This is a genomic window from Streptomyces sp. NPDC002032, assembly GCF_042890765.1.
Classification (GTDB): Bacteria; Actinomycetota; Actinomycetes; order Streptomycetales; family Streptomycetaceae; genus Streptomyces.
This window is the reverse complement of record NZ_JBIASM010000003.1, coordinates 485,715-507,389: the sequence shown is the minus strand read 5'-3', so window position 1 is coordinate 507,389 and position 21,675 is coordinate 485,715. Positions and strand designations below refer to the sequence as shown.

Genomic DNA, 21,675 nt, shown 5'->3' with positions numbered 1-21,675 from the left:
GCCTACTTGGGGAGTACGGGTCCCAGCAGCGAGGACACGGCCGCGCCCGGCAGCTCGCCCACCGAGGACCCCCTGGTCAGGCTCCCGGTGACCATGCCCGTACCGACGGACGGGAAGTCCGCGACCTTGGTCGCCACCCCGTTGTCGAGCGGGTCCACGCCCGTGTTCGCGAGCGGGTTCACCTTCAGGTTCGAGATCGGGTCCGCCACCCCCGACAGCGCCGCCGGGATGTCGAGCTCACCGGCCTGCGCCCCGCCGGCCGCCACGGCCAGGGCCGCACCGGCCATCGAAAGGGTCACTCCGGCGGCGCGGAGCCGCTTCGCGGAGGAGTGGGGGGCTGCGTGACGTGCCATGGGTTCCCGCCTGTGGTCGTAGTCGCGTGCGCACACAGCGTAGTCGAGAGGGCTTCCCGGATTCCAACCGGCGAACCGCGGCCGCCCGTCGGGCCGGTGTGAGGGTTGTCGCAGGCGCCGTCGGCGGTATGTCGATACCGCCCGTCATGCCCCACACTGGTGACCCGTGAGCTGTTCATCTCCCCTTCCCACGCGCGTCGTCCTGCTGACCGGTCCCTCGGGATCCGGAAAGTCCCGGCTCGCGGCCCGCTCGGGCCTGCCCGTGCTGCGCCTGGACGACTTCTACAAGGAGGGGACGGACCCGACCCTCCCGCTGGTCGAGGGAAGCCGCGACATCGACTGGGACTCCCCGCTGTCCTGGGACGCGGACACGGCCGTCGCCGCCATCGCCGAACTCTGCGCGACCGGCCGGACCGAGGTCCCCGAGTACTCCCTCGCCACCTCCTCGCGGACCGGCACCGAGACCCTGGACATCGCGCGGACCCCGCTGTTCATAGCCGAGGGGATCTTCGCCGCCGACATCGTCGCGCGCTGCCAGGAACTGGGGCTGCTCGCCGACGCGATCTGCCTGCGCGGCCGCCCCTCGACCACCTTCCGCCGCCGCTTCGTCCGCGACCTGCGCGAGGGCCGCAAGTCCGTGACGTTCCTGCTGCGCAGGGGATGGCGCCTGATGCGGGCCGAGCGGGGCATCGTCGCCCGCCACACCGCGCTCGGCGCCCACGCCTGCGGCCGCGACGAGGCCCTGGGCCGGCTGGCCGCCGCCGCGGCGGGCCGCCACCGCACCGCCCGCACCCCGGCCTGAGCGCCCCGGGCCCGGCAAGCCCGCCGATGAGTGCCGCCGCCCCCGCGGGGCGCGGCCCCGGAACGCCGAAAAGGCGGGACCACGCGGACCCCCGGCCGCGTGATCCCGCCTTTTCTCCCCCCGTCGGCCGCCGTCCCACCCCCGTAGGACGGACCCCCCGGCCCATGGTCTTCCGATCGCGCGTTACGCGACGAGCTCCCCGAAGGACTCCGCCTCGTCCCGCCCGAAGCTCAGTACCTCGTCCTCGCGCAGCCGGCGCAGCGAGCGCCAGATGCTCGACTTCACGGTGCCGACGCTGATGCCCAGGATCTCCGCGATCTCCGGGTCCGTACGGCCCTCGTAGTAGCGCAGCACCAGCATCGTGCGCTGCGGCTCCGGGATCCGGGACAGCGCCTGCCACAGCACCGCGCGCAGCTCCGTGCCGCGCATCGAGTCCGTGTCCGAGGCCGTCTCCGGCAGCTCCTCGGTCGGGTACTCGTTCAGCTTCCGCCGGCGCCACGCGCTGATGTGCAGGTTGGTCATCGTGCGCCGCAGGTATCCGCCGACGGCGGCCTTGTCGCTGATCCGGTCCCAGGCGCGGTAGGTGGAGAACAGCGCGCTCTGGAGCAGGTCCTCGGCCTCGTGACGGTCACCGGTCAGGTGGAAGGCCGTCGCGTACAGCGCGGCCCGCCGCTCCTGGACGTACGCGGTGAACTCCGCCTCGGAAGTCGAAGACGGGGTCCGCGCCGCGGGAACCGCCTGGTACTGGTTCGCGTCAATGGCTGTGACGTGTGCCGGCCGCGGACGGGCGACCGTCACGTTACGGACACCCGCCCGACGGTTCACATCGTGCAGCCGCGTGACGACCGCGCTGGTCGTGGTGCTGTGCAGCGTGTTCATCTCGCGCCCCCCGTCGTGGAGTCTGCTTCGGTCCGTGCTCGATGACAGAAGCCTGCCCGCCCGACATAACCGGGCTGTCCTGCGACTGTCACAGACCTGTCACAGCCGTCCCCGCGCGGATCCGGGAGGCGTGACGGTCGAACTCCCGACGGCCGATGGGACAGAATGAGCCCGTGCCTTTCCTGTTGCTGATCGAGGACGACGACGCCATCCGCACGGCCCTCGAACTTTCCCTGTCACGCCAGGGCCACCGTGTGGCCACCGCGGCGACGGGCGAGGACGGCCTGAAACTGCTGCGCGAGCAGCGGCCGGACCTGATCGTGCTGGACGTGATGCTGCCCGGGATCGACGGTTTCGAGGTGTGCCGGCGCATCCGGCGCACCGACCAGCTGCCGATCATCCTGCTCACCGCCCGCAGCGACGACATCGATGTCGTCGTGGGCCTGGAGTCGGGTGCCGACGACTACGTCGTCAAACCCGTCCAGGGCCGGGTGCTCGACGCCCGCATCCGGGCCGTGCTGCGCCGCGGCGAACGCGAGGCGAGCGACTCCGCCGTGTTCGGGTCCCTCGTCATCGACCGCGCCGCGATGACGGTCACGAAGAACGGCGAGGACCTCCAGCTGACCCCGACCGAGCTGCGGCTGCTGCTGGAACTCAGCCGCCGCCCCGGTCAGGCGCTGTCCCGCCAGCAGTTGCTGCGCCTGGTCTGGGAGCACGACTACCTCGGTGACTCGCGGCTCGTCGACGCCTGCGTGCAGCGGCTGCGCGCGAAGGTCGAGGAGGTCCCGTCCTCCCCGACGCTGATCCGTACCGTCCGCGGCGTCGGGTACCGGCTGGACTCCCCGCAGTGATCAGAGCCCTGTTCGCGGGCCGGCGCTGGACCAGCCTGCGGCTGCGGCTGCTGGTGGTGTTCGCGCTGGTCGCGCTGACGGCCGCGGTCTCCGCGTCCGGGATCGCGTACTGGCTCAACCGCGAGGCGGTGCTCACCCGTACCCAGGACGCGGCCCTCGGGGACTTCCGCCAGGAGATGCAGAACCGGGCCGCGGCGCTGCCCGCCGACCCGACGGCCGAGGAGATGCAGCGCACCGCCGAGCTGATGGCGGGCAGCAGCCCCGGGTACAGCGTGCTCCTGGTGCACGAACGCAAGGACGGACGCAAGGTGTTCGGCGCGGCGGGGGCGGACTCCTTCGGGCTGGACGACGTACCGTCCTCGCTCCAGCACGCCGTCAACGACCGGCAGAAGACGACGGTCGCCAACGACGCCGAGTACCACATGTACTGGCAGCGGACGAAGCCGCACGGCAACCCGTACCTGGTCGGCGGGACCCGGATCGTGGGCGGCGGGCCGACCGGCTACATGTACAAGTCGCTCGCCACCGAACGGGCCGACCTCAACGCCCTGGGCTGGTCCCTGACCATCGCGACCGGCCTCGCGCTGCTCGGCTCGGCGCTGCTCGCGCAGGCGGCGTCGCGGACCGTGCTCAAGCCCGTACAGCGGCTCGGGGACGCGGCGCGCCGGCTCGGCGAGGGGGAGCTGGACCACCGGCTGGAGGTCTCGGGCACCGATGAACTCGCGGACCTGGCGCACACCTTCAACATGACGGCGGAGGCGCTGGAGAAGAAGGTCGCCGACATGAGCGCGCGCGAGGAGGCGAGCCGGCGGTTCGTGGCGGACATGTCGCACGAACTGCGCACGCCGCTGACGGCGTTGACGGCGGTGGCCGAGGTGCTGGAGGAAGAGGTCGACGACCTCGATCCGATGATCGCCCCGGCGGTGGGGCTGGTCGTGAGCGAGACGCGACGGCTGAACGACCTGGTGGAGAACCTGATGGAGGTCACCCGCTTCGACGCGGGGACGGCGCGCCTGGTGCTGGACGACGTGAACGTCGCCGACCAGGTCACGGCGTGCATCGACGCCCGGGCCTGGCTCGACGCGGTCGAACTCGACGCCGGGCGCGGGATCGTGGCCCGGCTCGACCCGCGGCGCCTCGACGTGATCCTGGCCAACCTGATCGGCAACGCCCTCAAGCACGGCGGCTCGCCGGTGCGGGTGTCGGTGGCCGTGGAGGGGGACCGGCTGGTGATCGCGGTCAGGGACAACGGGCCGGGCATCCCCGAGGAGGTGCTGCCGCACGTCTTCGACCGCTTCTACAAGGCGAGCGCCTCCCGGCCGAAGTCGGACGGGAGTGGGCTGGGCCTGTCGATCGCGATGGAGAACGCGCACATCCACGGCGGTGACATCACGGCCGCGAACGGGGCGGCCGGCGGAGCCGTGTTCACCCTGCGGCTGCCGATGGACGTGGGGAAGGTGATCGCCGATGACGCGGATGACGCGGGCGCGTAGGGCGCTTGGGGTGCGTGGGGTGCTGGGCGGGGTGGCGGCGCTGCTGGTGCTCTCCGGGTGCGGGATCCGGGCGACGACCGTGCCCGTGGACGTGGGCGCGGCTCCGTCCCGGGTCTCCTGCGACACCCCGGCACAGGCGGCCGGGGAGAGCGGCGTGCAGGGCTTCCGGGCCACCCTTGAACTGGTGTGCGGATCGCAGCTGGTGGGCGTGGACCGGGTGGTGCCGGTGCCCGAGAAGCGTGTCGTACGCGATCCCGTGGTGCTGGTGGCGCAGGCGCTGCTGGAAGGGCTGGAGAAGACCCTTTCGGGGGAGGAACGCGACGCCGGCTTCACGAGCGCGGTCCCGGACGGGCTGACGGCCGGCCCGGCGCGCCCGGGCGACCCGGCGGGCACGGTACGGCTCAGCCGCAAGCCGGAGGACCTGCCGCCGGTGGCGCTGGCGCAGGTGGTGTGCACCCTGTCGGCGAGCGACGCCGTCTCGGCGGGATCGGGCCCGGTGGTGCTGGGCGGCCCGGACGCGGACCCGCCGCGGGCGTGGGAGTGCACGGACGCGGTCCGCTCCCGCCCGGAGTCGGTCCCCACCCTGGGCGAACTGGTCCGCCCGAGCGCGTCGCCGTCGGGGGCGGGGGCGGGGGCGGGGTCGGGGAGCTGAGCGGGGGCCTGCGGGGCGGGGTGTCAGTTGATCGGCCTCAGGGAGGGTTTGGTGGTCTCCCGTCAGTCTCATCGTCCTTCCGTGTCGTGCCGGTCCCTCAAGGGCGCTCCTTCGTCGCGTCGCTTCGCGATGGCCTTCGGCCACCCTTGACCGACCGTCCCGCCCCGGAAAAACGAAGACTGCCGGGAAACCCCCAAAAGAACGTTCACGGGGCAGAGAGCCTGGCCGATCGTCGTCAGGGAGCCAAGACCCCTCCCCACAAGGCCCAGGTGGGCCCGACATCCGGCCCTCCCAGACCAGATTCCGGGCCGGGGGCGGCCAGACCACACGAGACAGCGATACGACGAGCCTGCGGCTCCAGCAGAGGCCCTCGCGCATCAGATCGCTACGCGCTTCGCCCGGCATAGCGTCCGCCGGCCGTCTGTGGCTGGACATAAGCCGCCCAAGGCGAAGAAATGGCCCTACTTGACGGGCGACTGACCCTCGGAGGACGGAGAGCGGCCGGAGATCGGCTCAGACTGCACGAAAAGTCACTCCTCTCGCTCTCTCACTCCATCACGGCTGCAGACGCGTGATTGCCCGCCCTCCACGGGCCTTGGGCGGCCTATGTCCGGCCACAGACGGCCGGCGGACGCTATGCCGAGAGAAGCGCGTAGCGATCCGATGCGCCGGATGTCCCGGTTGGTTGTTCTGGTCGCTGTTTGGTGTGGTCTGGCCACCCCCGGCCCGGAATGGCAGCACGCGGGCCTGACGGCGGGCCCACCTGGGTGACCTTGTGGGCGGGGGTCTCGGCTCCCTGAGGAGGAATGGACAGGTCCACTGCCCCGTGAACGTTCTTTTGGGGGTTTCCCGGCAGTCTTCGTTTTTCCGTGGCGGGACGGTCGGTCAAGGGTGGCCGAAGGCCATCGCGAAGCGACGCGACGAAGGAGCGCCCTTGAGGGACCGGCACGACACGGAAGGACGATGAGACTGACGGGAGACCACCAAACCCTCCCTGATGCTGCTCCGCGAAGACCCCGCCCCCCCGGCCCCGCCCAGCAGGCCCCCGCTCAGCTCCCCGACCCCGCCCGACCCCGCCCACCCCCCCCGCCCCGTACCCCCACGTACCGCCCCGATTCGGTCGCCGCGCGGAACGGGCGTGCGGACCGGGGCTGGATTCGCGTACGGTTGACGGTCGCCCATGCACGTCAGAAGGGGGCCTTGGTGGCCGCGCAGAATGCCGCTGTCGACAGCACGGCGGATTCCGTCCGCGATCGCGAGATCGCGGCCGAGCAGACGCACCTCGATCAGGTGTACCGACGCCTAGAGGAGAAGATCCACGAGGCCGAGTTCCTGATGAACGACGCCGCCAAGCGGGGGCAGGTCGGCACGCCCGGCGCGCTCGCCGAGCGCGACGCCCAGGTGTTCCGCGCCGGGATCCACCTCAACCGGCTGAACAACGAGTTCGAGGACTTCCTCTTCGGACGCATCGACCTGGTCCTCGGCAAGGACGGTGAGCGCGGTGCCGACGGCGCCTACACCTCCGTCGAGCCCGCAGACGACGCGATCCGCGCCGACCTCACCGCCGACATCGCCGAAACCCTGCACATCGGGCGCATCGGCGTACTCGACACCGACTACACGCCGCTCGTCATCGACTGGCGCGCCCCGGCGGCCGCGCCGTTCTACCGCTCCACCCCCAAGGACCCCGGCCGCGTCGTGCGCCGCCGGGTGATCCGCTCGAAGGGCCGCAAGGTGCTCGGCGTCGAGGACGACCTGATGCGTCCCGAGCTGACCGCCTCCCTCGACGGCCGGGAGCTGCCCGCCATCGGCGACGGCGCGCTGATGGCCGCCCTGGGGCGGGCCCGTACGCACTCGATGCGGGACATCGTCTCCTCCATCCAGGCCGAGCAGGACCTGGTCATCCGGGCTCCCGCCGCCTCCGTCGCCGAGGTCGCGGGCGGCCCCGGCACCGGGAAGACGGCCGTGGCCCTGCACCGGGCCGCGTACCTGCTCTACCAGGACCGGCGGCGCTACTCCGGCGGCATCCTGATCGTCTCCCCGACGCCGCTGCTCGTCGCGTACACCGAGGGCGTGCTGCCCTCCCTCGGCGAGGAGGGCCAGGTCGCCATCCGCGCGCTCGGCTCGCTCGTCGACGGCGCCGAGGCGACCGTGTACGACGATCCCGCCGTGGCGCGGATCAAGGGCTCCTCCCGGATGCTCAAGGTGCTCCGTAAGGCCGTACGGGGCGCGCTGGAGCTCGGCGCGGCCCCCGAGCGGCTGCGCGTGGTGGCTTTCGGGCGGCGCCAGGAGCTGGAGGCGTCCGACCTGGAACGGATCCGGCAGACGGTGCTCAGCGGAACCGCCCCGGTGAACCTGCTGCGCCCGCGCGCCCGCAAGCTGCTCCTCGACGCCCTCTACGCGAAGTCCGGCGGGGCGGGCCGGCACAGCGACCCGGAGCTCGCGGCCGAACTGCGGTCGGCCTTCGACGAGGACATCTCCACCGAGGACGACTTCATCTCCTTCCTGAACGCCTGGTGGCCGGAGCTGACCCCGCGCAAGGTGCTGGCTGCCATGGCCGACGAGCGGCGCCTGGGCCGCTGGTCGCGCCGGGACCTGAGCTCCCGCGAGATCCGCCAGCTGGCCCGTTCCCTGCGCCGGGTCGGCCCGGACGGCAAGGGCCCCCTGTCGGTGCACGACGTGGCCCTGCTCGACGAGCTCCACCAGCTGCTCGGCGCCCCCGCGCGGCCGAAGCGCAAGCGGGAGATGGATCCGCTGGACCAGCTCAGCGGGCTGGAGGAGCTGATGCCGACCCGTGAGGAGACCCAGTGGGAGCGGGCCGAGCGGCTCGCGGCCGAGCGCACCGAGTACGCCCACGTGATCGTGGACGAGGCGCAGGACCTGACGCCGATGCAGTGGCGGATGGTGGGCCGCCGGGGCCGTTCGGGCACCTGGACGGTGGTGGGCGATCCGGCGCAGTCCTCCTGGACCGATCCGCAGGAGGCGGCCGCCGCCCGTGACGAGGCGCTGGGGCGCCGGCCGCGCCGGCGGTTCACGCTGACCGTGAACTACCGCAACCCGGCCGAGGTGGCCGAGGTGGCCTCCCGGGTGCTGAAGCTGGCGATGCCGGACATGGAGCCGCCGACCGCGGTGCGCTCCACGGGCCTGGAGCCGCGTTTCACGGCCGCGGCGGAGGATCTGGCGACCACGGTCCGGGAGGAGACCCGGCGGCTGCTGGAGCAGGTGGACGGCACCGTCGGCGTGGTCGTGGCGATGGACCGGCGGGCGGAGGCCGCGGCCTGGCTGGCGGACCTGGGCGAGCGGGCGGTGGCGCTGGGCAGTCTGGAGGCCAAGGGGCTGGAGTACGACGCCACGGTGGTCGTCTCCCCGGCGGAGATCGCCGAGGAGTCCCCGGCGGGCCTGCGCGTCCTGTACGTGGCCCTGACGCGCGCCACGCAGCAGCTGACGGTGGTCTCGGCGGCGGCCGACCGTCCCGGCGCGGACGGGGTGCCCGAACTGCTGCGGCGGTGACGGAGGGGGCCCGGCCGGGCCCTTGGGGCCGGATGGCCCGCGGCCAGGCGCGTGAGCCGGGGAACGGACTCGCGGGAGGGGGGATCACATCCGGCGATCCTTTGTTAGCCTGGTTACGACACCGGCTCGATCCAAGCCCCCGGGCCCAACCTTCGTCGCCTAGAGCGACCACTTGCCGCGAGGCGAGCATGGCGGGTCGGTGTCATCAGTCGTGGTGAGAAGAACAGGTCCGCGCCCCCCGCTCGTGGGGGGCGCGGACCTGTTTTGTATTAACCCACGATTCCGCCGGCCCCTGATATCTCGTATGGTGGAAGTGTTCTTCCGAAATTTGTAGCTGGTTACCTTGTACTGGCTGGTAGGTGGGACGATCGGACAACGGGTCCCGTCACACCAGCGGTGTGCGGGCCCTGTGTACAGCGAAATCAGGGACAGAAGAGGAACACGGCCATGGCAACGGCGCCCAGCGTCTCGTATTCGATGACGGTCCGCCTGGAAGTGCCCGCGAGCGGAACCGCGGTCTCCCAGCTCACCACCGCCGTGGAGTCTTCCGGGGGGTCGGTCACCGGCCTCGACGTGACCGCATCGGGCCACGAGAAGCTCCGTATCGACGTCACCATCGCCGCCACCTCCACCGCGCACGCCGACGAGATCGTCGAGAAGCTGCGCGGGATCGAGGGCGTCAGCCTCGGCAAGGTCTCCGACCGAACCTTCCTGATGCACCTCGGCGGCAAGATCGAGATGTCGTCCAAGCACCCCATCCGCAACCGCGACGACCTCTCGATGATCTACACCCCGGGCGTCGCCCGCGTGTGCATGGCCATCGCCGAGAACCCCGAGGACGCGCGCCGCCTCACCATCAAGCGCAACTCCGTCGCAGTCGTGACCGACGGCTCCGCCGTGCTGGGTCTCGGCAACATCGGCCCGATGGCCGCGCTGCCCGTCATGGAGGGCAAGGCCGCCCTCTTCAAGCGCTTCGCCGGCATCGACGCGTGGCCGATCTGCCTCGACACCCAGGACGCCGACGAGATCGTCGCGATCGTCAAGGCCATCGCCCCGGGCTTCGCCGGCATCAACCTGGAGGACATCTCCGCGCCGCGCTGCTTCGAGATCGAGGCGCGGCTGCGCGAGGCCCTCGACATCCCCGTCTTCCACGACGACCAGCACGGCACCGCCATCGTCGTCCTCGCCGCGCTGACCAACGCACTTCGCGTGGTCGGCAAGGCAGTTGGCGACGTCAAGGTGGTCATGTCGGGCGCCGGCGCGGCCGGTACCGCCATCCTCAAGCTGCTGCTCGCGGCGGGCGTCAAGAACGCGGTGAGCGCCGACATCCACGGCGTCGTGCACGCGGGCCGCCCCGACCTCGTCGACGCGGCCCCCGACTCTCCGCTGCGCTGGATCGCCGACAACACCAACCCCGAGGGCTACACCGGCACCCTCAAGGAGGCCGTGGTCGGCGCCGACGTCTTCATCGGCGTCTCCGCCCCGAACGTGCTCTCCGGCGAGGACGTCGCCGCCATGGCGGAGGGCGCCATCGTGTTCGCGCTCGCGAACCCGGACCCCGAGGTGGACCCGGCCGTCGCCCGCCAGACCGCCGCCGTCGTGGCCACCGGCCGCTCGGACTTCCCGAACCAGATCAACAACGTGCTGGTCTTCCCGGGCGTCTTCCGCGGCCTCCTCGACGCCCAGTCGCGGACCGTGAACACCGACATGATGCTGGCCGCCGCGGCCGCCCTGGCCGACGTCGTCGGCGAGGACGAGCTGAACGCCAACTACATCATCCCGTCCGTCTTCAACGACAAGGTCGCGGGCGCGGTCGCCGGAGCCGTCCGCAAGGCCGCCACGGCCGTCTAGCCGGCCTCCGGGGGCCCGCCCCGGCCCCGGCCCCCGGCGCGGCCGCCGCGCCCCGCAGCCCGCAACGCACTGTGACGGTCCCCACGGTCCGATTCCGGCGCGTCGCGGGATGCGGGCCCGGCAGGGCGCCTCTAGGGTTGCGGGGATGCCCGCGTGGCCCGCGGTCCGCATCCACGGCGGTCCGCCGGGTCCCCCCGGGCGCACGGACCCGTCGAGGCCTTTGGTGCGGACGGAGCGTCACCGCGGCGTGACTGTGGCGCTTTTCGTGTGACCCTGGCGGGTGCCGGATTGGCTTTCCCGCCGCTGGTGGGGGCAGGATGCGTAACCGGGCGAGAGGGTCTGACGTTCAGACCCGGGTCCGGGGACTGTCCGAGGGCCCTGGCAGCATCGGCTTCGATCTCACGCCTCTAAGGCAAGTTGAACACGGGAGTACAACATGAACCGCAGTGAGCTGGTGGCCGCTCTGTCCGAGCGCGCCGAGGTGACCCGCAAGGACGCCGACGCCGTTCTGGCCGCGCTCGCCGAGACCGTCGGCGAGATTGTCGCCAAGGGCGACGAGAAGGTCACCATCCCCGGCTTCCTGACCTTCGAGCGCACCCACCGTGCCGCTCGCACCGCGCGCAACCCGCAGACCGGCGACCCCATCCAGATCCCGGCCGGCTACAGCGTGAAGGTCTCCGCGGGCTCCAAGCTCAAGGAAGCCGCCAAGGGCAAGTAGCACCGCCCTTGTGCCGAGGGCCGCAGCGGCCCTCGGGACGGCAGTGGTACGTAGCACTGAGCAACGCCGAAGGGCGGCCACCCCCCGCGGGGGGTGGCCGCCCTTCGGCCTGTCCGGCCCGTGCACCGGCCCTCACGGGCCTGTACGGGCCCTTCCAGGGCCCCTTGGGGGCCCCGGAAGGTGATCGGACGGAATCAGACGAGGTCGCCGTTCGGCAGCTCGACCTTGGCGCCCAGCTCGACGAGCTTCTCCATGAAGTTCTCGTAGCCGCGGTTGATGAGGTCGATGCCGTGCACGCGCGAGGTGCCCTCGGCGGCCAGCGCCGCGATGAGGTACGAGAACCCGCCGCGCAGGTCGGGGATGACGAGGTCGGCGCCCTGGAGCTTGGTCGGGCCGGAGACGACCGCCGAGTGCAGGAAGTTGCGCTGGCCGAACCGGCAGGCGCTGCCGCCCAGGCACTCGCGGTACAGCTGGATGTGAGCACCCATCTGGTTGAGCGCCGAGGTGAAGCCGAGCCGGGACTCGTAGACCGTCTCGTGGACGATCGACAGGCCCGAAGCCTGCGTCAGGGCGACGACCAGCGGCTGCTGCCAGTCCGTCTGGAAGCCCGGGTGGACGTCCGTTTCCAGCGCGATGGCCTTCAGCGGGCCGCCCGGGTGCCAGAAGCGGATGCCCTCGTCGTCGATCTCGAACGCGCCGCCGACCCGCCGGAAGGTGTTCAGGAACGTCATCATCGAGCGCTGCTGCGCCCCGCGGACGTAGATGTTGCCGCCGGTCGCCAGCGCCGCGGAAGCCCACGAGGCGGCCTCCAGGCGGTCCGGGAGCGCCTTGTGGTTGTAGCCGCTCAGCCGGTCCACACCGGTGATGCGGATGGTGCGGTCGGTGTCGACGGAGATGATCGCGCCCATCTTCTGCAGGACGCAGATGAGGTCTTCGATCTCCGGTTCGACGGCCGCGTTGCTGAGTTCGGTCACGCCCTCGGCCAGGACGGCCGTCAGCAGGACCTGCTCGGTCGAGCCGACCGAGGGGTAGGGGAGGCGGATCTTGCAGCCGCGGAGGCGCTGCGGGGCCTCCAGGTACTGGCCGCCTTCGCGCTTCTCGATGGTCGCGCCGAACTGGCGGAGCACGTCGAAGTGGAAGTCGATCGGACGGCCGCCGATGTCGCAGCCGCCCAGGCCCGGGATGAAGGCGTGGCCGAGGCGGTGCAGCAGCGGGCCGCAGAAGAGGATCGGGATCCGGGAGGAACCCGCGTGCGCGTCGATGTCGGCGACGTTGGCGCTCTCGACGTAGGTCGGGTCGAGGATCAGCTCGCCCGGCTCCTCGCCGGGCCGCACGGTCACGCCGTGCAGCTGGAGCAGCCCGCGCACGACTCGCACGTCACGGATGTCGGGAACATTGCGCAGCCGGCTCGGCTCGCTGCCGAGCAGGGCGGCGACCATGGCCTTCGGCACGAGGTTCTTCGCGCCGCGGACACGGATCTCGCCCTCGAGCGGGGTTCCGCCGTGGACAAGCAGGACATCGTTGCCGGTCATGGATCTCGCGTTCCGGAGAGGATGGGCAGGGGGCCAGTGAAAAGGGTAAGGGTCACTACCCCCTTGTTTGTATGGCTGACGTGGCCGTAGGACTGTCATGAATTCGGCACAGCACCCTCAGTGTGCGGAAGGTGGCGGAGTGTCGCGTTCCGGCCGTCGGAGCGGCGCGCGCCGCGCTCTGCCGCCGTGCGCCCTGAGCTGCGCTTGATCGGATACGGCCGCCCGCTCCCCCTGAAGGGCGATTGTGGGGGATCATGGCCGCATGACCGAGGTGTCCTCCCTCACAGGGCGGCTGCTCGTGGCCACCCCCGCCCTCGCGGACCCGAATTTCGACCGCGCGGTGGTGCTGCTGCTCGACCACGACGAGCAGGGCTCCCTCGGCGTTGTCCTCAACCGGCCCACCCCGGTGGACGTCCGCGACATCCTGTTGCCGTGGGCGCCGTTGGCCGGTGACCCGGGGGTGGTCTTCCAGGGCGGCCCGGTCGCGCTGGACTCGGCCCTGGGCGTCGCCGTGATCCCGGGCGAGGAAGGGCCCCTGGGCTGGCGCCGGGTGCACGGCGCGATCGGCCTCGTCGACCTGGAGGCCCCGCCGGAACTGCTCGCCGCCGCCCTGGGCGGCCTGCGCATCTTCGCCGGCTACTCCGGATGGGGGCCCGGCCAGCTGGAGACCGAGCTGCGCGACGGCGCCTGGTACGTCGTCGACTCCGAGCCCGGGGACGTCTCCTTCCCGGACCCCGAACGGTTGTGGCGGGCGGTGCTGCGGCGCCAGCGCAGCGACCTGGCCATGGTCGCCACCTATCTGGACGACCCGTCGCTGAACTGACCCGCGCGGGGTTCAGTACCCTGGATTTCATGAGCACTCTTGAGCCCGAGCGCGGGACTGGTACGGGGACCCTCGTAGAGCCGACGCCGCAGGTGTCCCACGGCGACGGCGACCACGAGCGCTTCGCCCACTACGTCCAGAAGGACAAGATCATGGAGAGCGCGCTCGGGGGCACCCCCGTCGTCGCGCTCTGCGGCAAGGTCTGGGTACCGGGCCGCGACCCGAAGAAGTACCCGGTCTGCCCGATGTGCAAGGAGATCTACGAGTCCATGGGCGCCGGCGGCGACAAGGACAAGGACAAGGGCGGCAAGGACAAGTAGCGGAAGTCCTGGCCCTCGAAGGCGAAGGCCCCCGGTGCGCGGATGCGCGCGCCGGGGGCCTTTTGCGTGCCCCGGGGGCGGGTTAGGGTCGGCGCCAAGAGCACTCTGTGAAACAGGCGTTGCGCAGGGTGCAACGGATCTGCCGTTGCGAAGGGCTGACGCATGGACCTGGACCCGGACGCCGACCTCGACCCCGCCCCCGACCTCGACCCGCTGAACCTGATCCCCGCACCCCGGGTCGCCGTCGTGGACACGGAGGGCCGCCGCCACCGGTTCGGCCCGGATCCCGCCCTGGCCGCCGGGCCCGGCGCCGAGGGCGTCGCCCGGTGGGTGCGCCGGGAGATCGGGGCCGCCACCGGCTGGGCGCTGCTGCCGCCCGCGGCCTCCGGCGCGCGGGCCGACGTACGGCTGGCCGTGGACCCCGGACGGGCCGGCGGGCACGGGCCGGAGTCCTACCGGCTCACCGTCGGCGCCGACGGGGTGGAGCTCACCGGAGCCACCGCCGCCGGGCTCTTCCGGGGCGCGCAGACGCTGCGCCAGCTGCTCGGCCCCGACGCCCACCGCAGGGCCCCGCTGCCCGGACGGCCCGCGCGGGAGATCCCGTACGCGACGATCGAGGACGGCCCCCGCTTCGCGTGGCGCGGGCTGATGCTGGACGTCGCCCGGCACTTCACCCCCAAGGACGGGGTGCTGCGCCACATCGACCTGCTGGCCGCGCACAAGCTGAACGTGCTGCACCTGCACCTGACGGACGACCAGGGCTGGCGCGTCGAGATCAAGCGCCACCCCAGGCTCACCGAGGTCGGCGCCTGGCGGGCGCGCAGCCGGTGGGGGCACCGGGCCTCGCCGCTGTGGAACGAGACCCCGCACGGCGGCTTCTACACCCAGGACGACATCCGCGAGATCGTCGCGTACGCGGCCGAACGGCACGTGCGCATCGTCCCCGAGGTCGACATTCCCGGGCACTCCCAGGCCGCCATCGCCGCCTACCCCGAGCTCGGCAACCGCGACGTCGTCGACACGGCGGCGCTGGGCGTGTGGGACGACTGGGGGGTCAACGAGAACGTCCTGGCCCCCACCGAGGACGTACTGCGCTTCTACGAGGACGTGTTCGAGGAGCTGCTGGAGCTGTTCCCGCCGGAAGTCTCGCCCTTCGTGCACGTGGGCGGCGACGAATGCCCGAAGACGCAGTGGCGCGCCTCGGAGCTGGCGCAGGAACGCATCCGCGAACTGGGTGTGGACGGGGAGGACGGCCTCCAGGCCTGGTTCATCCGCCACTTCGACCGCTGGCTCACCGCCCGCGGACGCCGGCTCATCGGCTGGGACGAGATCCTCCAGGGCGGCCTGGCGGAGGGCGCCGCCGTCTCCTCCTGGCGCGGCTACGCGGGCGGGATCGCCGCCGCCGAGGCCGGGCACGACGTGGTGATGTGCCCCGAGCAGCAGGTGTACCTGGACCACCGTCAGGCGCCGGGCCCGGACGAGCCGGTGCCCATCGGGTACGTGCGCTCCCTGGAGGACGTCTACCGCTTCGAGCCCGTACCGCCGGGGCTCTCGCCCGAGGCCGCCGCGCACGTGCTGGGTGCGCAGGCCAACGTGTGGACCGAGGTGATGGAGCACCAGGGCCGGGTCGACTACCAGGTGTTCCCGCGGCTGGCCGCCTTCGCCGAGGCGGTCTGGTCCCGGCTGCCCGAACCGGAATCCCGTGACTACGCGGGCTTCGAGGGCCGGATGACGGCCCACTACGCACGGCTCGACGCCCTCGGAGTCGAGTACCGGCCACCGGCGGGACCGTTGCCGTGGCAGCGCCGGCCGGGACTCCTCGGACGCCCGCTCGAAGGTGCGCCCCCGATCGTGTGACCCGGGGCCCCGGCCGCCGGCCCCGCGCCGGACGGCCGGAAGCGGAACTCTTCGGAAACCTTTGGAACTCTGCCTCTAATGAGGCGTATCCGGAGGAAACCGGTCGTTCCGGGGATGTCCGAGGATGTCCGGGAGGTAGCGGGGCGCGTCGTGCGCGGGGCGGTGTGCGGGGGCGTGCGGGGGGTGCGCGGGCCGCCTCCCCGGCGTACGGCGGCCGCGCCGGGGCCGCGCCGGGGCGCGGGAGGCCGGCGGTGCCCGGCGGACCCTCGCGCGGGGCGGTCCCGAAGATGTGCCAGAGTTGCCACGTCCCGGCGGTGAGCACGTACCGTACGGCGGACAGGCGTGAGCGCCGGGACCGGGACATCGGGAAGGGGCAGCTGGGTTGACCACGCACGCACCGCACGCATCGCATTCGACTCAGGGGCCGCACGCGGCCCGGGCGGCGCAGTCCGTGACGCTGCCGGCCTCGCTCGACGAGGCCGTGGCGGCACTCACCGCCATGCCCGCGGCCGTCCCCGTCGCGGGCGGCACCGACCTCATGGCCGCCGTCAACGCCGGGCTGCTGCGCCCCGCCGCGCTGGTCGGCCTCGGGCGCATCAACGAGATCCGCGGCTGGCAGTACCAGGACGGGCACGCGCTGCTCGGCGCCGGACTCACGCACGCCCGGATGGGACGGCCGGATTTCGCCGCTCTCATCCCGGCGCTCGCGGCCGCCGCGCGCGCCGCCGGACCTCCGCAGATCCGCAACGCCGGCACCCTCGGCGGGAACATCGTGACGGCCGCGCCGACCGGTGACGCCCTGCCCGTGCTGGCGGCGCTGGAGGCGGTGCTGGTCATCGTCGGCCCCGGCGGCTCGCGGCGCGAGATCCCCGTCTCCCACCTGCTCGCCGGCCGCGACATGCTGCGTCCGGGCGAGCTGATCGGCTTCGTGCGGGTGCCGCTGCTGCACGCGCCGCAGGTCTTCCTGAAGGCCACGGGGCGTACGGGCCCGGGGCGCGCGGTGGCGTCCGTGGGACTCGTACTGGACCCCGCGCGCCGGGGCGTGCGGTGCGCGATCGGCGCGGTGGCCCCGATGCCGCTGCGGCCGCTGGAGGCCGAGCAGTGGGTGGCCTCGCTGATCGACTGGGACGGGGACCGCAGCCTGGCCCCCGAGGCGCTGGAGGCCTTCGGCGAGTACGTCGCGGCCGCCTGCGTGCCCGACCAGGGGGAACCGGTGTCCTCCGGAGTACTGCATCTGCGGCGGACGGTGGCCGTGCTGGCGCGCAGGGCCCTGGGGAGGGCACTGACCTCATGAGTGAGAACGAGAACGTGAGCGGAACGACCGGGAATTCGGGCCACGCGGGTGGCGCCGGCGGCACGGGTGGTGGCGCGGGCAACGGCTGGGGCTGGGAGCCCGTGCCGCACGGCGGCGAGTACGACAACGAGGCCACGGCCTTCGTGAAACTCCCGCAGGACATGCTGGACGCCCTCGACAACGGGGAGCCCCTCGCCGCCCCCGGACACGGGTACGTGCCGCCGCCGATGATCGTGCCGCTGGGCTCGGCCAGCGCGGACCCCAGCGCCACCGGCGCCTGGACGATGCCCGTGCAGTGGCCCGAGGCGCCGGCGGCCCAGGCCCCCGCGCCTTCGCGGGGGCCGATCCCGGCCTCCATCCCGCTGCCGCCGTCGGTGGCGGCGGCCTACGGGGAGCCCGAGCAGACCGCGGTGGCGGGGGGCGCGGGGAGCGCGGGGAGCGCGGGTGGTACCGGCGGGGCCGGTGGGGTCGGCGGGGTCGGCGGGGTCACGGACTTCGGGTCGACGGCCGAGTGGCAGTTCCCCGAGGCGGTGCACCAGCAGCCCGAGTCGCACGGCTCCGGGACGGCGCACCTGCCCGACGAGCACGCGGCCACGGGGCAGTGGACGCTGCCGACCGGCGGCGAACCGCTGCCGGGGGCGGGGGAGTTCCCGGGTGCGGGTGACTACCGGGACGGTGAGTTCCGGGACGGTGACCTTCCGGGTGGTGACTTCCGGGGCGCGGAGTTCCGGGGCGGCGAGTTCCGGGGCGGCGAGTTCCGGGACGGTGACTTCCGGGACGGTGAGGGGTTCCCGGGTGGCGGCGGCCTCGGGGGCGACACGTTCGGTGGCGACGGGTTCCGCAGTGACGTCTTCGGCGGCGCGGGCGGTGCCCCCGTGGGCGGCACCACGGGCGCCGGGGACTGGAGCCAGGCTCCGGCGACGCTGCCCGGCGGGGCCTCGGCTCCGTGGGCGCAGCCCGGGGTGCCGGGTGGCGCGGGCGCCGGGCTGGCCGGGTCCGACGGACAGATGAGCTCCGGGGTGCTGCCGGGCGAGGGGCCCGCGGCCGGCGCCCAGGGACGCGGACCGAGGGTGCTGGGCGGCCCGGGGGTCGGGACCCCGCTGCCGGAGAGCTTCCCGCAGCCCGGGCCGGAGCCGGAGGGCGTGCCGCACGCCGCCCCCGACATCGACGCCGCCCACGGCCCGGCGCGGGCGCCGGCTCAGGAGCCGGTGCAGGAGCAGCGCCCCCGTCCGGTGGACGCCGGGGCGGAGGACGGTGCCGAGTCCGCGGGGGCTCCGGCCGAGGACGCCGCGGCTGCGGGGCGGGAGCCCGAGCACGGGCACGGGCACGGCTTCGTGGCGGGTGGGTCCGCCGGTGTCGCGGAGGAGGCGGATCCCGTCGCCGAAGCGGGGGCCGCGCCGGTGCCGGGTGAGGACACCGCCGACAGCGCCGTGACACCCCCGGACGAGGGCGGCGCCGAAGGTTTCCCGGTGCAGGAGGCGACGTACGAGGAAGAGGGAATCCCCGCCGTCGCGCACCACGAGCACCCGTCGGCGTCCTACGTCCTGCGCGTCAACGGCGCCGACCGCCCCGTCACCGGGGCCTGGATCGGCGAATCCCTGCTGTACGTGCTGCGCGAGCGGCTCGGCCTGGCCGGCGCCAAGGACGGCTGCTCGCAGGGCGAGTGCGGTGCCTGCGCGGTGCAGGTCGACGGCCGGCTCGTCGCCTCCTGCCTGGTTCCGGCGGCGACCGCGGCCGGCAGCGAGGTGCGGACCGTGGAGGGCCTCGCGACCGACGGGGAACTGTCGGACGTACAGGAGGCGTTGTGCAGGTCGGGCGGGGTGCAGTGCGGGTTCTGCGTGCCCGGCATGGCCATGACCATCCATGACCTGCTGGAGGGCAACCACGCCCCCAGCGACCTGGAGACGCGGCAGGCGCTGTGCGGCAACCTCTGCCGCTGCTCCGGCTACAAGGGCGTCATCGAGGCGGTCCGCGAGGTCGTCGCGGAGCGCGAGGCGACGGCGGCCGGGGAGACGGCGCCCGCCGCCACCGGTACCGGCGCCCCCGAACCGCGGATCCCGCACCAGGCGCCGCCCGGCGAGGGCAGCGTCCACGGCGGGCAGGGCGGGCACGGTTCCCACGACGCCTTCGGCGGCCAGGGATTCCAGAACGGCCACGACACCTTCGGCGGCCAGGGTCTCGACGTGCTCAACGGACAGCAGCAGCACGGGCACGACGGACCCCACGGCAACGACGACCAGTACCAAGCGAACTACGGGCACGACGGGCACGACGGGAACCACCACAACGGAGGCATGGCGTGAGCGGGCACGACGCGGCGGCCACGGCGACCACGGCCGTCACCACGGTCGGCGGCGCGGCGGAGGGCGACGAGCCCCAGTCGTCGTCCGGCCTGCGCGGAATCGGCGTCTCCGTCCCCTCGGCGGACGTCCGCGCCAAGACCGAGGGCACCTTCCCCTACGCCGCCGACCTGTGGGCCGAGGGCCTGCTGTGGGCCGCCGTCCTGCGGTCCCCGCACGCCCACGCCCGCATCCTGTCCATCGACACCTCGGCCGCCGCCGAGATGCCCGGCGTGCGCGCCGTCATCACCCACACGGACGTCCCCGGCGCCACCACGCACGGCCGCCGCATCGCCGACCGGCCGGTCTTCGCGCACGACGTGGTCCGCCACCACGGTGAGCCCATCGCCGCCGTCGCCGCCGACCACCCCGACACGGCGCGCCTCGCCGCGGCCGCCATCGCGGTCGAGTACGAACTGCTGGACGCCGTCACCGACCCCGAGCAGTCCTTCGGCGCCGCCCCCCTCCATCCGGACGGCAACCTGATCCGGCACATCCCGCTGCGCTACGGCGACCCCGAGGCGACGGGGGAGGTGGTGGTCGAGGGCCTCTACCGGATCGGCCGCCAGGACCCCGCCCCCATCGGCGCCGAGGCCGGGCTGGCCGTACCGCGGCCCGACGGGGGCGTGGAGATCTACACCGCCTCCACCGACCCGCACACCGACCGCGACCTCGCCGCCGCCTGCTTCGGGCTCGACCCGGACCGCGTCCGCGTGGTCGTCACCGGCGTCCCCGGCGCGACCTCCGACCGCGAGGACCCCGCCTTCCAGCTCCCGCTCGGCCTGCTCGCGCTGCGCACCGGCTGCCCGGTGAAGCTGGCCGCCACCCGCGAGGAGTCCTTCCTCGGCCACGCCCACCGCCACCCGACGCTGCTGCGCTACCGCCACCACGCGGACGCCGAGGGCCGGCTGGTCAAGGTCGAGGCCCAGATCCTGATGGACGCCGGCGCCTACGCCGACTCCTCCGCCGAGTCCCTCGCGGCGGCGGTGGCCTTCGCGTGCGGCCCGTACATCGTTCCGCACGCCTTCGTGGAGGGCTGGGCGGTCCGCACCAACAACCCGCCGTCGGGGCACGTGCGCGGCGAGGGCGCGATGCAGGTCTGCGCCGCGTACGAGGGCCAGATGGACAAGCTCGCGGCCGCGCTCGGCATCGACGGCGCGGAAGTGCGCATGCGCAACGTCCTGTCGACGGGCGACCTGCTACCCACCGGGCAGACGGTGACCTGCCCGGCGCCGGTCGCCGAACTGCTGCGCGCCGTACGCGACTACCCGCTCCCCTCCCTCCCGAAGGACACCCCGGAGGAGGAGTGGCTGCTGCCCGGCGGCCCCGAGGGCGCGGGCGAACCGGGCGCGGTGCGGCGCGGGGTCGGCTACGGCGTCGGCATGGTCCACATGCTCGGCGCGGAGGGCGCGGACGAGGTCTCCACCGCCACCGTGAAGGTGGTCGGCGGCACGGCCACCGTCATCTGCGCGGCCGTCGACACCGGCCAGGGCTTCGCCACCCTCGCGCGTCAGATCGTCCAGGAGGTCCTCGGCGTGGACGAGGTGGCGATGGCCCCCGTCGACACCGACCAGCCGCCGGCCGGCCCGTCGGCGCACGGCCGCCACACCTGGGTCTCGGGCGGCGCGGTGGAGCGGGCCGCGAAGATGGTCCGTACGCAGCTGCTCCAGCCGATGGCCCACAAGCTCGGCATGTCCACCGAGCTGCTGCAGATCGCGGATGGCCGGATCACGTCGTACGACGGCGCCTTCTCGACCACGGTCGCGGAGGCCATAGAAGGCAAGGAGCTCTGGGCGACGGCCCAGTGCCGCCCCCACCCGACGGAACCGCTGGACGCGGACGGCCAGGGCGACGCCTTCGTCGGCCTGGCGTTCTGCGCGATCCGCGCGGTGGTCGACGTGGACATCGAGCTCGGCTCGGTGCGGGTGGTGGAACTGGCGGTCGCCCAGGACGTCGGCCGGATCCTCAACCCCCGCCAGCTGGAGGCCCGTATCGAAGCGGGCGTCACCCAGGGCGTGGGCGCGGCCCTCACGGAGAACCTCCGCTCGGTCGCGGGCCTCGTCCGCCACCCCGACCTGACGGGCTACGCCCTGCCGACGTCCCTCGACGCCCCGGCGGTGCGCATCGTCCGGCTGGTCGAGGAGCGTGACGTGGTGGCGCCGTTCGGTGCGAAGGCGGCGAGCGCGGTGCCGGTGGTGACCACCCCGGCGGCGGTTGCCTCGGCGGTCCGCGCGGCCACGGGGCGTCCGGTGAACAGGATCCCGATCCGGCCATCGGCGGCCGTGGCGGCGCCCAACTCGTGACCGTGTGACCCGCATTGCACGTGCAACCCGAGCTTGGGCCTGTCGGCGCTCATCGATAGAGTGATCGACGGCGCTCGGAACGTGCGGGTGCGAACGGG

At 73.2% G+C, this 21,675-nt stretch carries 16 protein-coding genes; 13 read left to right on the top strand and 3 right to left on the bottom strand.

The annotated features are described in order from the left end of the window. Positions 1-2 precede the first annotated feature (2 nt). Positions 3-353 carry a hypothetical protein gene (locus ACFYYT_RS10445; RefSeq protein ID WP_351825508.1) on the bottom strand — a complete coding sequence of 117 codons (351 nt, stop codon included), beginning with the start codon at positions 351-353 and terminating at the stop codon, positions 3-5. A 166-nt stretch (positions 354-519) separates the two neighbouring features. Between ACFYYT_RS10445 and ACFYYT_RS10440 the strand changes: the two genes are divergently transcribed. Then, entirely contained in the window at positions 520-1,155 is a 636-nt protein-coding gene (locus tag ACFYYT_RS10440) for a hypothetical protein (RefSeq protein WP_351825510.1), read from the top strand. A 183-nt stretch (positions 1,156-1,338) separates the two neighbouring features. Here ACFYYT_RS10440 and ACFYYT_RS10435 read toward each other — a convergent pair whose 3' ends face one another. Then, positions 1,339-2,034: a SigE family RNA polymerase sigma factor gene (locus tag ACFYYT_RS10435; protein ID WP_351825512.1), complete on the bottom strand. Its 696-nt coding sequence runs from the start codon at positions 2,032-2,034 to the stop codon at positions 1,339-1,341. Positions 2,035-2,207: 173 nt separating this feature from the next. Here ACFYYT_RS10435 and afsQ1 point away from each other — a divergent pair, with 173 nt between their 5' ends. The 6 genes from afsQ1 (at position 2,208) to ACFYYT_RS10405 (ending at position 11,109) form a co-directional block, all read left to right on the top strand. Next, complete coding sequence (afsQ1, locus tag ACFYYT_RS10430; protein WP_180291024.1) at positions 2,208-2,885, top strand: two-component system response regulator AfsQ1; 678 nt, start codon at positions 2,208-2,210, stop codon at positions 2,883-2,885. Then, positions 2,882-4,378, top strand: coding sequence for a HAMP domain-containing sensor histidine kinase (locus ACFYYT_RS10425; RefSeq protein WP_351825514.1), 1,497 nt, complete (start codon positions 2,882-2,884; stop codon positions 4,376-4,378). The genes afsQ1 and ACFYYT_RS10425 overlap by 4 nt, the downstream gene beginning before the upstream one ends. Positions 4,379-4,388: 10 nt before the next feature. After that, on the top strand, positions 4,389-5,030 hold the full coding sequence (locus tag ACFYYT_RS10420; protein WP_351825516.1) for a hypothetical protein: 642 nt from the start codon (positions 4,389-4,391) through the stop codon (positions 5,028-5,030). Positions 5,031-6,233: 1,203 nt separating this feature from the next. Continuing rightward, a complete protein-coding gene (locus tag ACFYYT_RS10415; protein WP_351821682.1) occupies positions 6,234-8,540 on the top strand; it encodes a UvrD-helicase domain-containing protein in 2,307 nt (768 codons plus the stop codon). A 447-nt stretch (positions 8,541-8,987) separates the two neighbouring features. Beyond that, entirely contained in the window at positions 8,988-10,391 is a 1,404-nt protein-coding gene (locus ACFYYT_RS10410) for an NAD-dependent malic enzyme (RefSeq protein WP_351821685.1), read from the top strand. A gap of 436 nt (positions 10,392-10,827) precedes the next feature. Further along, entirely contained in the window at positions 10,828-11,109 is a 282-nt protein-coding gene (locus ACFYYT_RS10405) for an HU family DNA-binding protein (RefSeq protein WP_007264399.1), read from the top strand. A 194-nt stretch (positions 11,110-11,303) separates the two neighbouring features. Here the strand turns inward: ACFYYT_RS10405 and murA are convergent, their stop codons facing one another. Beyond that, positions 11,304-12,641, bottom strand: coding sequence for a UDP-N-acetylglucosamine 1-carboxyvinyltransferase (murA, locus tag ACFYYT_RS10400; protein WP_266577095.1), 1,338 nt, complete (start codon positions 12,639-12,641; stop codon positions 11,304-11,306). A 262-nt stretch (positions 12,642-12,903) separates the two neighbouring features. Here murA and ACFYYT_RS10395 point away from each other — a divergent pair, with 262 nt between their 5' ends. From ACFYYT_RS10395 to ACFYYT_RS10370, 6 genes are all read left to right on the top strand, one after another. Next, positions 12,904-13,464 (top strand): YqgE/AlgH family protein, encoded by a 561-nt coding sequence (locus ACFYYT_RS10395; RefSeq protein ID WP_351827009.1) that lies wholly within the window; start codon positions 12,904-12,906, stop codon positions 13,462-13,464. 29 nt (positions 13,465-13,493) lie between these two features. Beyond that, positions 13,494-13,784 carry a DUF3039 domain-containing protein gene (locus ACFYYT_RS10390; RefSeq protein WP_267826198.1) on the top strand — a complete coding sequence of 97 codons (291 nt, stop codon included), beginning with the start codon at positions 13,494-13,496 and terminating at the stop codon, positions 13,782-13,784. A gap of 162 nt (positions 13,785-13,946) precedes the next feature. Continuing rightward, positions 13,947-15,641 carry a beta-N-acetylhexosaminidase gene (locus tag ACFYYT_RS10385; RefSeq protein ID WP_351827007.1) on the top strand — a complete coding sequence of 565 codons (1,695 nt, stop codon included), beginning with the start codon at positions 13,947-13,949 and terminating at the stop codon, positions 15,639-15,641. 382 nt (positions 15,642-16,023) lie between these two features. Then, positions 16,024-16,935, top strand: a complete 912-nt coding sequence (locus ACFYYT_RS10380; RefSeq protein ID WP_351827005.1) for an FAD binding domain-containing protein — start codon at positions 16,024-16,026, stop codon at positions 16,933-16,935. Further along, positions 16,932-19,238 carry a 2Fe-2S iron-sulfur cluster-binding protein gene (locus ACFYYT_RS10375; RefSeq protein ID WP_351827004.1) on the top strand — a complete coding sequence of 769 codons (2,307 nt, stop codon included), beginning with the start codon at positions 16,932-16,934 and terminating at the stop codon, positions 19,236-19,238. The genes ACFYYT_RS10380 and ACFYYT_RS10375 overlap by 4 nt, the downstream gene beginning before the upstream one ends. A gap of 89 nt (positions 19,239-19,327) precedes the next feature. Beyond that, on the top strand, positions 19,328-21,577 hold the full coding sequence (locus ACFYYT_RS10370; RefSeq protein WP_351827014.1) for a xanthine dehydrogenase family protein molybdopterin-binding subunit: 2,250 nt from the start codon (positions 19,328-19,330) through the stop codon (positions 21,575-21,577). Positions 21,578-21,675 lie beyond the last annotated feature (98 nt).

Bases quoted from the DNA above. Each gene is read 5' to 3' on its own strand.
- ACFYYT_RS10395 (WP_351827009.1), top strand. From the start codon at position 12,904: ATGACCGAGGTGTCCTCCCTCACAGGGCGGCTGCTCGTGGCCACCCCC.
- murA (WP_266577095.1), bottom strand. From the start codon at position 12,641: ATGACCGGCAACGATGTCCTGCTTGTCCACGGCGGAACCCCGCTCGAG.
- ACFYYT_RS10435 (WP_351825512.1), bottom strand. From the start codon at position 2,034: ATGAACACGCTGCACAGCACCACGACCAGCGCGGTCGTCACGCGGCTG.
- ACFYYT_RS10445 (WP_351825508.1), bottom strand. From the start codon at position 353: ATGGCACGTCACGCAGCCCCCCACTCCTCCGCGAAGCGGCTCCGCGCC.
- ACFYYT_RS10405 (WP_007264399.1), top strand. From the start codon at position 10,828: ATGAACCGCAGTGAGCTGGTGGCCGCTCTGTCCGAGCGCGCCGAGGTG.
- ACFYYT_RS10410 (WP_351821685.1), top strand. From the start codon at position 8,988: ATGGCAACGGCGCCCAGCGTCTCGTATTCGATGACGGTCCGCCTGGAA.
- ACFYYT_RS10385 (WP_351827007.1), top strand. From the start codon at position 13,947: ATGGACCTGGACCCGGACGCCGACCTCGACCCCGCCCCCGACCTCGAC.
- ACFYYT_RS10375 (WP_351827004.1), top strand. From the start codon at position 16,932: ATGAGTGAGAACGAGAACGTGAGCGGAACGACCGGGAATTCGGGCCAC.
- ACFYYT_RS10390 (WP_267826198.1), top strand. From the start codon at position 13,494: ATGAGCACTCTTGAGCCCGAGCGCGGGACTGGTACGGGGACCCTCGTA.